Origin of the sequence: Solibacillus kalamii (assembly GCF_002174535.1) — a bacterium.
Taxonomy (GTDB): domain Bacteria; phylum Bacillota; class Bacilli; order Bacillales_A; family Planococcaceae; genus Solibacillus; species Solibacillus silvestris.
Genome location: NZ_NHNT01000011.1, coordinates 81975 through 98213 on the forward strand (window position 1 = coordinate 81975; position 16239 = coordinate 98213).

Genomic DNA, 16239 nt, shown 5'->3' on the forward strand with positions numbered 1-16239 from the left:
TAGGTATGCGGTTCTTTCACTCTATTATTCTTTTTTATATACAATTGATCCATTTACAACGGTCAATAATGCATTGGCCTGTAAAATTTCTTCAGGGCTGCAGTTCATTAAATCCGTATCGAGTATTGTAAAATCGGCATCATACCCTTGTCGGATATATCCGCGTTCGTCTTCTTTAGAAATTGCTTCGGCACTGCCAACGGTGTACATTTTCACTGCCTCAAAACGGGTAAGCTTTTGTTCAGCATTATAGCCTTCATGTGTATCTTTCGGTTTCTTTCGCTCCACTGCCGCATAAATTGTTTCAAATGGACTCATCGCTTCAATCGGTGCATCAGTACCTGCCGCACATATTAAACCTTCTTCTATAAACGTTTTCCACGCATAATGATGACCAGGGCGATTTTCACCAAGCTTCTCTGTTACCCATGGATAATCCGATGTAACAAAGGCCGGCTGCAAATCCAATATAATCGACAGCTTCTTCATTCGGGCAAGATGTTCTTCCGATACGATGCAGCAATGAATCAGGCGATCGCGCTTCCCGTCAGCTACAGGATATTTCTCTAAATATTGAAGCACCTGTTCCATTGCGCCATCACCGATTATATGAATGGCTACGACTTCATTATACTTCCGTGCTAATTGTATGAGTGCTTCCATTTGTTCATCCGTATGAATGAGCATCCCTTTATTATGTTCATCATTTGCATATGGCGCCAATAATGCAGCCGTAGAGCCACCTAATGAACCATCCGCAAAAATTTTCATCGCACCGGCCTCGATGAATGGCTCATCAAATTGTGCATTGTCCGTTACCATTTCCTCAAATACCGTATGATGTCGCAATAAATTAACACGGAAATGCTTTCGTTCACCTATTACGCTATGATAGGCAGTCAGCGGATTCGTATAATGGCCGTAATAGCCCATCTCTTCTGTATGCCCACCGGTTAAACCATAGGATTGCATATGTTCAATGGCCAGCTGCAATACTTCCGCTAAACTTTCAATATAGCTTTCTCCCTCTTGCTTGAATAGTGATGACACTAGATTCGTTGCCTGTTCATACAACAATCCGTTCAGCTCACCGTTTTCATGGCGTCCAATCTTTCCGCCTTCGGGATTTTCAGTATCTATTGTAATACCCGCTAAATGAAGTGTGGTTGAATTCACTAAAGCAACATGGTGGCACACACGATTAAGGAATAGAGGGTTTTTTGTTACTGCATCCAATTCCTCTTTCGTTGGAATACGGCCATCTGTAAATTGATTTTCATTCCATCCGTCCCCAATGAGCCACTGCCCATCCTGTAGTTGGCTTGCCGCATTTTTAACCAGTTGCACTAGCTCTTCCCCACTTGTTGCTACTGTCAAATCAAGACGCATCAACTTTTCACCGTGTCCAATCATATGGAGATGACTATCTACAAAGCCGGGGTACATAACTGCGCCCTGCAAGTCGATAACATCATCTGCATATACTAGTAAATCGTCGAAAGCTCCTGTCTCCACGATTTTACCATCTTGTACAAGCACTGCCTGAACGGTCGCCCCTTCTTGCTCCATCGTATATATTGTGCCATTAGTCCATAGCTGCCTCATCTTCCGCTATCCCCCATCTACATATCAAAATCTTGTCGTGCATATGGTTCACCTATATTCATATGATCGAGAATCGGTTCATCTGATCCTTTATAAATAAACGTGATATCCTGCAATTCAGGTAAATTCTCAAAATAAGAGCGTGCTAACGTTTCAACAAACATATTGGCACCTGCAGAACCTTGAATCGTATATATATCGTCACCTAAATTAAGCACTAAGCTCTTATCCTTATTTCCCATTGTATAGTCAAGCAACACTACATCATGCTCATTTACTGTTGAAAAAATAAACGGCACCAGTTCTTCGTCATCGCTATTGAAATTTTCTTCAAATGGAACGGTATTCTCTGCATTCTCATCTGATTTATATAATGTAATCTTTTCCTCTTTCACTTTAGAGCTACCTTGTGTCACATTGTCTGTATTATTTCCCGGGACATTATTTACATCATCACTCATCTCTTTTGTCCCGCACGCTGCGAGCACGAGCGCAAATAACATGACCAATAACAATTTCTTCATCATTGCCTCACTCCTTTTGATGTATTACTTTCAAGATACAGAATAAATAAACAATTTTCAAACTTCCGATGACTTTTCTAAGTACTTGTTACGCTCAAAATATAGCTAAGTTTATCTAAATATAAGTAAACCATTAAATTTCGATACTGAAAATAAAATGTTTTCAAAAAATATTGACAATGGTAATTACCTCCAATATTATTAAGGAACACTAAATAAATTAAAACAAGGAAAGGAGTTTAGGGATATGATGACACCAATTGTAAAGTTACCAATTTCAACAACGACAATTTCATATTGCCCTAACCTGAACTTTTGTTTTAATTTCGCACGTACTTGTAAATAAAAAGCACAGGTGTGGACTCCCCCTGTGCCCTTTTCGTTTTGACACCTTTTCGAAAAATCGGAATAGGTGTCTTTTTTGTTTGCATTGGCCGGGTTTTTAAATATCCGCGGAAAATGTACGATGCATTTTAGTGTAACAATACTTTAGGAGGGCTTTATATGACTATCATTTGGCAGCGAAAACTATTAAAAATGGATCGATACGATGATGGGTAGCAACACGATCAACAATGAAGAAAGAAGGTATACGTAATGTTTAATGTATTTGTGAAATTAAAGTGGTTTTTAAAACTGTACCGTAAGCAATATACAATTGCGATTGTGCTCCTTATGCTGGCGAGCTTTATCGAAGTCTTGCCGCCATGGATTTTAGGGGAAGCCATTGATGACATGACAAATGGAGATATGGATCAGATGCAGCTGCTGAAGTATGTAGGCTTCGTTATTGGCGCTGCCATCGTGAGCTACGCTTTAAACTTCATATGGCAATACCAGCTGTTTGGCGGTTCGATCGCACTGGACCGTATATTACGTAAAAAACTGATGCACCAGTTTTTAAAAATGACTCCTACATTTTATGAAAAAAACCGTACCGGTGACTTAATGGCAAAAGCTACAAACGACTTGAATGCCGTAACATTGACAGCTGGCTTTGGTATTATGACACTCATTGATTCGACGGTCTATATGGCATTGATTATTTTAGCAATGGGCTTTTTCATTTCCTGGAAGCTGACATTTTTCGCGATGCTCCCGATTCCTGTCATGGCTCTAATCATTCAATATTTAGGAAAAATTGTTCATGAACGTTATATGAAAGCACAGGATGCATTCGGAGAGATGAATGACAATGTGTTGGAATCTGTTGCGGGAACTCGCGTAATCCGCGCGTACGTTCAAGAAGGAAAAGATGAAGAACGCTTCGCTGAAATGAGCGAAAACATTTTTGCCAAAAACATGCGCGTCGCTTATATTAACGGACTCTTTATGCCAATCACAAAAATTGGAACTGGCATTTGTTATGTAATCGCATTGGGCTATGGTGCTGTTCTTGTCTCGAATTCTGAGCTAACGGTCGGTCAGCTCGTTTCATTCAACGTATATTTAGGTTTGGCAATTTGGCCAATGTTTGCTATTGGCGAGCTGATCAATGTCATGCAGCAAGGGAGTGCTTCACTTGACCGTGTACAGGATACATTGGAATATGAAGCGGATGTTCAAAACCCTCCTTCACCAATGACGCACCAAGTACCAAATTCTATAGGGTTTTCTGAATTTACATTCCAGTATCCTCTATCTCAGGTAAAAAACTTGCAGCAAATCTCACTGAATCTGAAAAAAGGGCAGACACTCGGTATTGTCGGTAAAACAGGTGCAGGGAAAACAACATTTATTCGCCAACTGTTACGTGAATATCCTTTAGGCAATGGGCAAATCGCCATTAATGATACGGACTTGGCACAAATGACAAAAGAACAAATATTGGACTGGATCGGCTATGTGCCACAGGACCATGTACTATTTTCCCGCACAATCCGCGAAAACATTTTATTCGGGAAAGAGGATGCTACGATTGGCGAAATTGAGGAAGCCATTCGTTTAGCCGACTTTGAAAAAGATTTATCAAATTTACCGCTTGGCATTGAAACACTTGTCGGTGAAAAAGGCGTATCTTTATCAGGTGGTCAAAAACAACGTGTATCAATCGCACGTGCCTTAATTAAAGATCCGGAAATTTTAATTTTGGACGATTCTTTATCAGCAGTCGACGCGAAAACAGAATCAAAAATCATTGAAAATATACAAACAGAGCGCGCTGGAAAAACGACGATCATTTCAACTCACCGCCTGTCAGGTATTCAGCATGCGGATGAAATTATCGTGCTGGATGATGGTTATATCGTTGAACGAGGTACACATGAAGAGCTTCTACGCTTAGGTGGTTGGTACAAAGAGCAGTTTGACCGCCAGCAGCTTGAGGAGGTGGAGCAATGAGTACATCAAAACGACTGTACCTGTATGCTTTGAAATTTAAAAAACCGATTTTAATCGGATTAGCCTTATTAACAATTGCCGTTGCAACAGATATTGCCGGACCGTTCATTGCCAAATATATTATCGACCATCATATGGAACCGGGTAATCTGGAAGTAGAACCGATTGCAATCTTATTATCGATTTTCTTCTTATTGTCTGTTCTGACAGCAGTGTTCCGATATTTAATGTTCATCTTTTTACAACGAGGTGCAAACTTCGTTATTCAGCAGTTACGGAAGGATGTTTTCGGTCATATTCAAAAGCTACCAATTGAATACTTCGATAACCTGCCGGCCGGTAAAGTTGTAGCCCGTGTCACAAATGATACAGAGGCAATCCGCAACCTGTATGTAACTGTACTTTCGCAATTTGCGAACAGCTTTATTACCATTGCAGGGGTATATATAGCTTTATTTATACTAAATTGGAAAATGGCACTGTTTGCTCTATTGCTTGTTCCGATTGTTTATATTTGGATGATTTTATACCGGAAATTCGCTTCCCAGTACAACCATATTATTCGAACAAAAATTGCTGACATTAACGCAATGATCAACGAATCGATTAATGGGATGACGATCATTCAGGCATTCCGCCGTGAAGAACAGATGAAGCAAGAGTTCGACGAGATGAATGATGAACATTACAAATACAACCGTAAGCTTTTATTGCTGGACTCTGCGACATCACATAACCTCGTAAATATTTTACGTCTTGGAATGTTTGCAGTTTTCGTTTATTACTTCGGCACCCAATCAATGACAATGCCTGAAGCAGTATCAGCCGGTACGCTATATGCGTTTGTTGATTATATTACGCGCCTGTTCAATCCGATTACGAACTTAGTCAACCAGTTCTCTCAGCTGGAACGATCTTTAGTTGCAGGATCTCGGGTATTTGAACTGCTTGATCAGCAAGGGGAAGCTGTAAGTACAGAACGAATCGAACGCTATAAAGGAAATGTTGTGTTTGATCATGTATCATTCGCCTATAAAAATGATGAATATGTATTGAAAAATATTCACTTTGAAGCAAAAGAAGGCGAAACGATCGCACTTGTCGGTCATACAGGTTCAGGGAAAAGCTCAATTATGAATTTACTGTTCCGCTTCTACGACCCGCAAAAAGGCCGAATTATCATTGATGGGAAAGATATTACGAAACTTCCTCGCCAAGCGATCCGCGAACATATGGGAATCGTGTTGCAGGATCCGTATTTGTTCACCGGAACGATTGCCTCGAACATTAGCCTAAATGATAAGCGAATTTCAAGAGAAACTGTTGAAAAAGCGCTAGAAGCAGTCGGAGGCGAACGTGTTTTATCGAAATTCGAAAAAGGAATTGATGAGCCTGTTATTGAAAAAGGAAGTACCCTTTCTTCCGGACAGCGCCAGTTAATTTCGTTTGCGCGTGCGCTTGCATTTGATCCGGCTATTCTTATTCTGGATGAGGCGACATCGAATATCGACTCAGAAACAGAGGAAATTATTCAGCACGCAATGGATGTATTGAAAAAGGGACGTACGACATTTATTATCGCCCACCGACTTTCCACTATTAAAAATGCAGATAAAATTTTAGTATTGGACCGTGGTGAAATTGTTGAACTAGGCAGCCATGATGAACTTGTCGCACTTGGCGGTAAGTATGAACTTATGTATCGCCTGCAATCCGGTTCATTAACTTCTTCATAAAAAAGAAGCGTATAGCCCCCTTCATTAGGGAGCTGTACGCTTTTTGCTATTCTTTAAGCTTTTTATTCGGCCAGTATGACCACTTACCAAATACCGTAATAAGGGCTGGTACGAGCAATGGACGTACGACAAACGTATCAAGCAGTACCCCAACCGCTGTAACAATACCGAATTGTACTAATAGCTGAATTGGTAATGATGCCAATACTAGGAATGTACCCGCTAATATCAGACCTGCTGACGTAATAACTGCACCTGTTGAAGCAATACCATTTGAAATAGCTTGCTTATGCGCAGCGCCGCGTTTACGGTTTTTCCATATATCAGAAATCATGAAAATATTATAGTCGTTACCTAATGCAATAATAAATACGAAACTATATAGCGGAATCGAACTTGCCATTGCTTCATGTCCTAAACCGTAATGGATGATCAGCCAACCTGCACCTAAAGCAGAGAAGAAGGATATCACTACTGTTACCATTAATTGAATTGATGTAATTAGAGCTCGTAAGTAAGCTAATAATACGATGAAAATAATAATAATCATAACAGGCTGAATAATGTTTTCATCGCCCGACTGAACAACTTTTGTATCTAGTTGAGAGCTCGTTTCGCCCCCTATCCAGAATTGGCCGTCTTTCAGATTGCTATCCGCAAGAATTCCCTTAACATCGTCTTTCATTTGCTCAACATCATCCATTGCTTCATTCGAATATGGATTTTTATCCAAATCGATTTCATAAAGTTGGATATTGTTATTTGTCTCACCTGTACGCATTTCTTTTACTACACCGACATATGGAAGCCTTAACAGTTGCTCTGTAATGTCCAGATCAGTACCCTCACTGTCTATTAATAACTGAACCGGTGCCAATTCACCTGGTGTAAAGTTTTCTTCAATAATTTTAAATCCTTCACGTGAAGGCATATCTTCAGGGAATGAAGATATTAAATCGTAATTGTATTTAATATTTGTGGAAGCGAATGCTAAACCGATTAAAACCGCTCCCGCTACAATAATGACAAGCCATGGTTTTGATGTAACAAATTCACCAATCGCACGCATATAACGGTGATTTGGTTTACGTGGTTTATATGGTTTGTTTTTCTTTTCTGCATTCGCTTTTTCAGCTTCCTCCGTACGAGGAACAAACGGCCAAAATGCTGCACGGCCTAAAATGCCAAGAACGGCAGGGAGCAATGTAACTACAGCAAATCCTGTAATTAATACACCAAAGCTGAATGGAACGGCAAAACGCTGGAATGCGCCGTAATCTGCCAATGCCAATGTCGCTAAACCGATTACAACTGTTAAACCACTCATTACAATTGCGCCTGTTGATTCACGAACAGCCGATGCCAATGCCGTAAATTTATTATCTTCAGTCAGCAATATGTCTCGATAACGTGTAATTAAAAATAAACAATAGTCCGTACCTGCACCAAACAGTAAAACAATCATAATCGCTACCGCTTGCGCATCTTTATCGATCAATCCATTTTCAGCCATCGCACCCAGTAAAGGACTTACAACTAAATATGCAATCCCTACTACTACTAACGGGATAATCGCTAAAATTGGCGAACGATAAATTACTAATAAGATGACTAAAATTATAATTACAGTGGCAATCATAAGTTGTACGTCAGCTGCTTTGAAAAGATCTGTCGCATCAATTGAGATACCAACCGGTCCAGAAAATCGGGCATGAAGTCCTTCATCTTCCAAGTTTGTATCATACGGATTTTCACCGAATTGGCTTTCTGTACGTTCTTGAATAATCGCTAAATTTTCTTTTAAAACATCTGAGTTTTTCTCAGTTGAGAAGAACACAGGTGTGACAAGTGCTGCACCGTTCTCAGAAAGTGAACCCATTAATGCTGTAACGGGAAGTTCATGGAATGGCGGAATTGTTTCCTGCCCATCTAACGGCTCATCTGCCAGTTGTTTGTATAACCCTTGAATATTTGTCAGATCTTCTTCTGTAAGACCTGATTCGTTGTACCAAGTAATTAATAGTGGTATACCACTATCTGACGAGAATTCTTCTTCCATAATGTTTCCTGCTTGAATCGAAGTATAAGTATCAGGGATTTCATCACCCGAATAGTTTTCAACACTATTAACTTGCGGGAAGATAAGTGCAAACACAACCGCAAACATAATCCATAATGCAACAACTATCCAACGTGTTTTTTTACCGCCCATTACACTTCCCCATTTTTCCAATGGATGTTTAGCCATAACATAGCCTCCCTCTTCTTCTTTTTAGCTCTCCAAATATTACAAGGTACTCATGACATTTTATGGTACCCTTAACTCAAGTTATACAAACATTGTACAATATACGAAAAACATTTGACAAGTACTTTCTTTTTCGGTTGAATAGAGTTTAATAAAGGATCACTTTAGGAGGTGGTAAATATGACTAAAAAGACTTATTCGATACAACAAGTATCCAACTTAACAAATCTTTCTAAACAACTGATCCGAAAATGGGAAGATCGCTACCAAATCATTCAACCCGATAGATTAGACAATGGCTATCGAGTGTATACGGAAGATGAAGTTCAGACGTTAATGCAGCTGAAACAATATATAAATAGCGGTATGACAATCAAACAGGCGGTAGATCACTACATTAAAAATAAGGATATACCAGAAGCAGACCCTGTATCATTCTTCCACAAAGCACTGATCCAGGCTGGTACAGAAGCAAATGAGCATGAAATTTTGCATTTGCTAGAACAAGCCCACCATAAATTCGGAGTAGAGAAGCTGATTCAGGACATTGTCGTTCCCTTCCTTCATGAAGTCGGACAGCTTTGGTGCGAAAAAGCATGGGGGGAATATCAAGAAGCCATTAGCAGTCAAACAGTGCGTGACTTTTTAAGCCACATTCGTCGACACTTTTTTGTTCCGGACGATGCGCCACTCGCGTTAGGGAGCTGTCTACCTGGAGAGAGACATGAAATCCCAATGCAAATTTTGCTTATTCAATGTATGTTGCGAGGTTACCGTACATTAATGCTCGGTCCTTCACCTGCTCCAACAGCAATACAATCTGCTATCGCCCTGAAGAAGCCAGCTATTGTTTTGCTAACCGGATCAACTGAGATTGCATACAACGAATTTGCCCAATCCGTTCACACACTTGAAAAATTGGCACAAGTTCACGAACATATTTCATTTTTTATAGGGGGTGCAGGTACAGAACGATTTTATGAACAGTTCCAATTAAAAGCATTAAAATTAGCACGAACAATTGAGGATATCCTTCCTCCCGCTAACCTTTAGCAATATTGTATACTGAGTCACTGTACTTTCCATTTACAGCGAGCTTTTTTCTGCTTGTTTCCAGGAATCAAAAATTGACCACTTTGCTTATTCGCAAAATGGTCAATCTTTAGACTGTCTATACTGTTTTTTAAGTTTTAATTTTACGCATCTTTCGTTTCATCCGGCTGGTTTTTGCGTTCACTGCCTGATGTCGTTTTCGTGTTCGCATTATGTTTCTCATCTTTTACTTGATCATTTAATTCTTCCACCGGGATTGGATCCACAAATTTCATTTCCTCATCTATATCGAAAATGCTTTCCTTTTCGGTATTTAATAAATCCGGATTATCAAGCTTTTTATGCTTTATTTTATCGTCTCTCATTGATAAAAGCCTCCTTTTCGAATAGTCTTCTATCCTTTACCCGAAAAAAGAGTTCGTTACACTTTTTACTTTTAAATACCTGTCTTCTTAACTTTTAAAATCTAAGCCTTTCTCTGCCAGCGCATGTTTTAATGTAGGCAATGTCGCAGGTCCAATACCATGCAATTTTAAAATTTCTTTTTCCGTATAATCAGCAAGCTGCGCCAACTCGGTAATCCCTGCGTTTAGCAGTGCATTACATGCAGGTGAGGATAAACGCGATAAAAATCCTTCTGACGGTTTATTCGCCTGCTCACATTTAGGGCATGTTCCACAATCAGTACTTTTATAATACCGATGACCCACCGGACAAATGCGCAATGTCCTTTCCCTTTTCACCATTACCATCAACTCCTCTTTCAGTTAAAGTTTTATCTAATCTCCATTATTCTACCGTTCAAAAAAATCCGTTGCACGATTTTACGTACAACGGATTTCTATTTATGCTTTTACAAAATCACGTGAATCAACATTTCGAATCATATAGTCAAATGCCCCTAAAGCTGCTGTTGCGCCAGAACCCATTGAAATGACAATTTGCTTATACACCGTATCCGTGCAATCACCTGCAGCAAAGACTCCCGGAATATTTGTTGCCCCGTGGTTATCTACAATAATTTCACCATGCGCATTCATGTCTACCGTCCCTTTAAGGAACTCTGTATTTGGCAATAAACCAATTTGAATGAATACACCTTGTAATTCAATATGCTTTTCTTCACCAGTAGCAACGTCTTTATACGTTAAACCATTCACTTTATCCGTTCCTGTAATTTCAGTAGTTAAAGCATTCGTAATGACTGTAACGTTTTTTAAACTGTAAACGCGCTCTTGTAACACTTTATCCGCCTTCAACTCACTGTTACGCTGTATTAGCGTAACATGATTTACAATACCCGCTAGGTCGATAGCCGCTTCTACACCAGAGTTACCGCCACCGATTACCGCTACATCTTTCCCTTTAAAAATCGGACCGTCACAATGCGGACAATACGCAACACCTTTATTTTTAAATTCTTCCTCACCAGGCACCTCTAGTTGACGATAACGAGCACCCGTAGAAAGGATAACTGTTTTCCCTTTTAATACCGCGCCATTTTCTAACGTTACTTCAATAAAATCTTTTTTCTCGATCTTTGCAGCACGTTGGGATTTCATCACATCGATGTCATAGTCTAATACATGTGCTTCTAAGCTTGATACAAATGCCGGACCTTCTGTTGCCTTTGTTCCAATAATATTTTCGATCGATAACGTATCGTTAACCTGACCACCGAAGCGATCGGCTACAATACCTGTACGAATCCCTTTTCGCGCCGAATAAATCGCAGCTGCCGAACCGGCAGGACCGCCACCTACTACTAATACATCAAAAGCTTCTTTATCTGCAAATTCCGAGCCGTCTGATACTTCACCTAACTTTGTTAAAATATCTTCCAGCTCCATACGACCACCACCGAAGTTTTCGCCGTTTAAATATACAGTAGGCACCGCCATAATATCTCGCTCTTTAATTTCAGATTGGAATGCTCCACCTTCGACCATCGTGTTCGAGATATTCGGATTTAAAACCGCCATAATGTTTAATGCCTGCACTACATCCGGGCAGTTATGACAAGTTAAACTTACATACGTTTCAAACTTCAACGGCTGTTTGATCGCCTGAATACGCTTTACAACTGCTGCATCAATTTTTGGTGCACGTCCTGAAACTTGTAAAAGCGCTAAAACTAATGATGTAAATTCATGACCAAGTGGTAACCCGGCAAATGTAATACCAGATTCTCCTTCGTCTACTTTATTAATACTGAAACTTGGTGTACGTTCTAATAAAGCATGTTGCACCGTAATACGCGGAGACATCTTTTCCAACTCTTCAACTAAATTGAGCATTTCTTGCGACGTCTTGTCGTCATTAACACTCACTTTAATTAATAAATCACCTTCCAGCATTGATAAATACTGTTGTAATTGCGCTTTAATTTGATTATCTAACACTGCACAAGCTGCTGTATGAATACCACTTACCGTTCTCTCCCGAAAAATAAGCGGCCATTCTCTCTCTAATACAGCAAACCTTTCACCTCTTTCATATTAAATTAGAAGATAGAGAGCTTACCTTTCTTTTCCCTATTTAAAAACAGAGCGACAAAAATCAAGCCGTAACGGTTGTTTTTTGTCGCTTACTTGTTGTTATTTAATTACGCAAAGGCGTAATTGATTTCTTAGATTTTACCTACTAAATCTAAGCTTGGTGTTAAAGTTTCGCCGCCTTCTTCCCATTTAGCTGGGCAAACTTCACCTGGATTGTTACGTACATATTGAGCTGCTTTAATTTTGTTCACTAAAATCGAAGCGTCACGGCCGATGCCGCCAGCATTAATTTCTAATGCTTGTACAACACCGTCTGGATCGATGATGAATGTACCGCGCTCTGCTAAACCATCTTCTTCGTTTAATACGTCAAATGCCTTAGAAATTGTATGAGATGGGTCACCAATCATGATGTACTCAATTTTGCCAATTGCTTCAGAAGTATCGTGCCATGCTTTGTGAGTGAAGTGTGTATCAGTCGATACTGAATAAACTTCCACTCCTAAAGATTTTAAAGTAGCATATTCGTTTTGTAAGTCTTCCAACTCTGTCGGGCAAACGAATGTGAAGTCTGCTGGGTAGAAGCATACTACTGACCATTGTCCTTTGAAGTTTTCTGAAGTTACGTCGATGAATTCACCTTTTTGGAATGCTTTCGCTGCGAATGGTGCGATTTCTTTACCGATTAATGCCATTTTAAAATTCCTCCTATACATATATCAATGAAATAATTATTATAAAATAATTATTATTACCATCTAGAATTATCTTATATTAGTAATATTTCGTCAACCTTCAGCGACCTAAATTCATGAAATTCTTCTTTAAAACCTACAAATTAATATCAAACAGTAAAGTATTAAGATTGTTAACGCAATAAAATTGTACTTTAGAATAAAATTTTGTCTATAATACATTATTTTTGTATATTTTATTTGAATGGAGATAAATATCCTATAACTAATATTCTTCCCTCACACTTTAACTAGCAGCTAGTACTCTTTCTAATAGTTGCCATTCTCGATTAACATATGATCCTTCTTATAAACGAGAAAAATAGACAATTCTTCTCTCGATATTACCTTACAAATAAAAAAGGCCTATGCAGAAAGCTTTCACTTTCTGCATAGACCTTTCTTTAACTAGTTTGTAAATGACAGCACAGCATTTTTGTATTTCGCTAAAAATGCTGCAGCCTCGCTTTTCGTTGTGTACTCGAACATACGAATGTCATTTGGATTATTGAACACTGTTACTACCCACATATTGTTTCCGCTCCTTTTAAAGTCTTTATTTTGTATATGATAATATTGCATTTGTATATTTTTCTAACTTGGACGTCGCTTCATTTTTTGTCGTATATTCGAATATACGAATATCGTTTATATTGTTAAATACCGTTACTACCCACATGTTTCATTCTCCTTTTTTATAAAACTGTATTATAAATAGTCGATTGTTCCGTGACAGTTGCGAATTGTTATATAACACTCTTTCTGTTTTCTATTTTACTCTAATTTATTTAAAATGAAACCTTAAAATCCCTCTTTTCACAATGTGTTCATAATTTATCTGATTTCTTTGAACACTTTGTGAAAGTCCTGGATTCAAGGTTTCAAACAAAAAATAGAAGAATAAATAGTAAGCCAGCAAGTTCTGTTCTAGTACAGAATAATAACGCTTACATATAAAATTGCGTTCATATTTAATTGGCCGTTTCTTCATTTTCAATACTGTAAATGAAAATAAAAAAGGAATGTATAAAATTATACATCCCTTTCCTATTATGCTTTCCGCTGAATAATACCCATTGCAGTATTGGTCCAACGTTCTACTTCGGCTTGTCGTTTTGGATCATTGTTCGCTTTCTTCATAACCTTCTCAGTAGCATCGTGTGAGACATCGCTCACTTGGTTTAATACATCACCTGTATGTTTGATAGATTGAATGACAGACTGGACAGATTCTTTTTTAAATTCGATATCCGCTTTCATACGATCGACTGTTGTTGTTAATTTTGTTGTTTCGGTTTGAATAGGGTTCAGCTGTTTTTTCATTCCTTCAGCATGTGCCAATAACAGAGTTACAACTTTTTTTATCGGTCCAATTACTGCAACAATACATACGATTAACAGAACTACAGCAATTCCTAATATAACGAGAGCTGCTAAAAACCATGGATTCATAAAATATGCCTCCTTATTAAAATTCCTTTATTCCTTACTTATACCCAACTTACTCCTAACAATACACTAAATACTTTGTCATATAAGTTAAAAAGAAACGAAAAATTTCATTTAAATATGCCTGCTTTTATAGATAACGTCTTGCACCTGAGTAGTTCTTTTTGTAAACACCATTATTCATTGATTCGATTTTTACTTTTGATGCGTAATGTGGTGCATGTAACATTTTACCATTCCCAATATAAAGTCCAACATGATATACTTTCCCTTTTCCGCCATTATACGCAAAAAATACAAGGTCCCCCGGCTTTAAGTTCTTCTTTGCAACAGCCTTCCCGCCAGTTGCCTGATAGAATGAATCTCTCGGAATCATAATGCCATGTGTACGGAATACAGCATACAAAATACCCGAGCAGTCATAGCCCCATGAAGAGGTTCCTGCCCATAGATAAGGCAAATCCAAATATCGCTTCGCTTCATTAATAATTGTAGTCGCTGTCGGTTTTGGAACTTCACTATAGGATGCATGGGATTTGGCTGCACTTTTCTTTAATAGTTTAACCCCGTCACCTGGTGTCTCTACATAATAATATTTCGCAGTCTCATCAATCACCGGCAAAATTGTTGCATAACTAATTTGTAAATACTTCGTTTTCGCATCATTTTCTAACAGATTCGTTTTATCAGCAGTAACAATCACAATGGCGCAATCATCATAGTTTTTATTCGTTTCCACAACATGAGATTGTGGAACCCATCCAGGATAACCTGCTTTTAAATACGGTACATATTGGTCTTTTGCCGCAATACGTTGCCATTTTCCTTTCGTTTCAAGCAACGTTACTTCATCGCCATATAATGCCTGGGTATCCGTACGTCCAACAAGCCATTTCTTTTGCAACAGGCTTAATGATGAAATCCATTTTTGCATTTCTACCGGATTTTTTGTCGAAGGGTAATCAACAGCACGTGCCTGGTTAGGTTTATTCCATAAATTCGTTACTGCGACATCGACTACATAACGTTTTTTCGCCGTTTCTTTTACACAGCTTTGGAACACAGGCTGTTCAGGTTCGGTAGGTCTTAGTGATGGCTCAACTATTCTTGCAAGATACGAAACAAAATTCCCGCGCGTCATCATATCACTTGGATTGAACTTTTCGTTTTTTGCCGGGAATACAATTTTGTTTGCTACTAAAGCTGCAATCGCAGGTGCTGCATTATGATTTTTTGTAATATCCGTATATGGAATGGCTGTCTGTCCCGATAACTGAAACGCAGGTGCCAATATTTTCACCGCCTGTGCACGTGTTAATTTTACATCCGGATTAAATTTCCCTTCATACCCTGTCATCATCCCAAGCTCAGTAATTGCTGCAATGACAGGCATTCGAGGATCTTCTGCCGGAATGTCTAAATATGTAGGAATTGCACTCATTTCTAAATCGATTTGCAGTGTGCGTACGATAAACTCCGCCACTTCATACCTTGTTATTGGATCATCGGCACGAAAAGTATCATTTGGCGATTGTATTACTCCACCTAAATTATTTAACACTGTAAGCTCTTCATTAAGTTTAGAGTCACTTTTCACATCCGTAAATATTTGGGCATAGCCTGTATTTGCCGCAGCTGCAACCAACAGACAAATTACCCCAATTTGAATTAAAACTTTCCTGATCATATTCATATCCCTACGTCCCATTTTCCCTTAGCCCCCATAGTATTAAATTTTGCCTAGAACTGTATGATTTTACCTTTCTTTCTAAATATAATAGTATTTATTGTATTTTTTTTCTATGTTATTTCGTCACTATTTTTAGATTTTTACAAATTTTTATTATTAAGCCTTAATTAATTGGTTCATTTTCAGTTGGAATTTTTTCACGTGAAACATAATATGACAACTTTCGCTAAGTTAACACATTATTTTTTTGTACTACAGGCTCCTTTTAGTTAACAGCGAATTCATTATATTAATATTTTTCAAATGTTTTTATTGCATGTTACGTTACGTCAGCTTTTATACTACATATAAGGAGTGAGGAA

At 38.5% G+C, this 16239-nt stretch carries 14 protein-coding genes; 3 read left to right on the plus strand and 11 right to left on the minus strand.

The annotated features are described in order from the left end of the window. Positions 1-24 precede the first annotated feature (24 nt). Both CBM15_RS14830 and CBM15_RS14835 read right to left on the minus strand, forming a co-directional pair. The gene (locus tag CBM15_RS14830; protein WP_087618105.1) at positions 25-1605 is read right to left on the minus strand and encodes an amidohydrolase; all 1581 of its coding nucleotides are present in this window, start codon (positions 1603-1605) and stop codon (positions 25-27) included. A 17-nt stretch (positions 1606-1622) separates the two neighbouring features. Then, complete coding sequence (locus tag CBM15_RS14835; RefSeq protein ID WP_087618106.1) at positions 1623-2132, minus strand: putative periplasmic lipoprotein; 510 nt, start codon at positions 2130-2132, stop codon at positions 1623-1625. A gap of 594 nt (positions 2133-2726) precedes the next feature. Between CBM15_RS14835 and CBM15_RS14840 the strand changes: the two genes are divergently transcribed. Together CBM15_RS14840 and CBM15_RS14845 are read left to right on the plus strand one after the other, a co-directional pair. Continuing rightward, a complete protein-coding gene (locus CBM15_RS14840; protein ID WP_008405882.1) occupies positions 2727-4469 on the plus strand; it encodes an ABC transporter ATP-binding protein in 1743 nt (580 codons plus the stop codon). Continuing rightward, entirely contained in the window at positions 4466-6205 is a 1740-nt protein-coding gene (locus CBM15_RS14845) for an ABC transporter ATP-binding protein (RefSeq protein ID WP_087618107.1), read from the plus strand. Before CBM15_RS14840 ends, CBM15_RS14845 begins: the two co-directional genes overlap by 4 nt. A 46-nt stretch (positions 6206-6251) precedes the next feature. Here the strand turns inward: CBM15_RS14845 and CBM15_RS14850 are convergent, their stop codons facing one another. Beyond that, positions 6252-8453 (minus strand): MMPL family transporter, encoded by a 2202-nt coding sequence (locus CBM15_RS14850; RefSeq protein WP_087618108.1) that lies wholly within the window; start codon positions 8451-8453, stop codon positions 6252-6254. A gap of 180 nt (positions 8454-8633) precedes the next feature. On the opposite strand from CBM15_RS14850, the gene CBM15_RS14855 reads away from it, so the two are divergent. Then, positions 8634-9506 carry a MerR family transcriptional regulator gene (locus CBM15_RS14855; RefSeq protein ID WP_087618109.1) on the plus strand — a complete coding sequence of 291 codons (873 nt, stop codon included), beginning with the start codon at positions 8634-8636 and terminating at the stop codon, positions 9504-9506. Positions 9507-9649: 143 nt separating this feature from the next. On the opposite strand, the gene CBM15_RS14860 is transcribed toward CBM15_RS14855, so the two are convergent. The 8 genes from CBM15_RS14860 to CBM15_RS14885 form a co-directional block, all read right to left on the minus strand. Further along, positions 9650-9871, minus strand: a complete 222-nt coding sequence (locus tag CBM15_RS14860) for a hypothetical protein (protein ID WP_014822485.1) — start codon at positions 9869-9871, stop codon at positions 9650-9652. Positions 9872-9958: 87 nt separating this feature from the next. Then, a complete protein-coding gene (locus tag CBM15_RS14865) occupies positions 9959-10252 on the minus strand; it encodes an RNA polymerase alpha subunit C-terminal domain-containing protein (RefSeq protein ID WP_087618110.1) in 294 nt (97 codons plus the stop codon). A 99-nt stretch (positions 10253-10351) separates the two neighbouring features. Beyond that, on the minus strand, positions 10352-11908 hold the full coding sequence (gene ahpF / locus CBM15_RS14870) for an alkyl hydroperoxide reductase subunit F (protein WP_087618111.1): 1557 nt from the start codon (positions 11906-11908) through the stop codon (positions 10352-10354). 227 nt (positions 11909-12135) lie between these two features. Then, positions 12136-12699, minus strand: coding sequence for an alkyl hydroperoxide reductase subunit C (ahpC, locus tag CBM15_RS14875; RefSeq protein ID WP_087618112.1), 564 nt, complete (start codon positions 12697-12699; stop codon positions 12136-12138). Between the two features lie 447 nt (positions 12700-13146). Further along, positions 13147-13269 carry a hypothetical protein gene (locus tag CBM15_RS19630; protein ID WP_008405892.1) on the minus strand — a complete coding sequence of 41 codons (123 nt, stop codon included), beginning with the start codon at positions 13267-13269 and terminating at the stop codon, positions 13147-13149. Between the two features lie 25 nt (positions 13270-13294). Next, entirely contained in the window at positions 13295-13417 is a 123-nt protein-coding gene (locus tag CBM15_RS19635) for a hypothetical protein (protein ID WP_008405893.1), read from the minus strand. Between the two features lie 371 nt (positions 13418-13788). Further along, positions 13789-14190 (minus strand): DUF948 domain-containing protein, encoded by a 402-nt coding sequence (locus CBM15_RS14880; RefSeq protein ID WP_087618113.1) that lies wholly within the window; start codon positions 14188-14190, stop codon positions 13789-13791. Positions 14191-14317: 127 nt separating this feature from the next. Further along, positions 14318-15880 (minus strand): NlpC/P60 family protein, encoded by a 1563-nt coding sequence (locus CBM15_RS14885; protein WP_239534858.1) that lies wholly within the window; start codon positions 15878-15880, stop codon positions 14318-14320. Positions 15881-16239 lie beyond the last annotated feature (359 nt).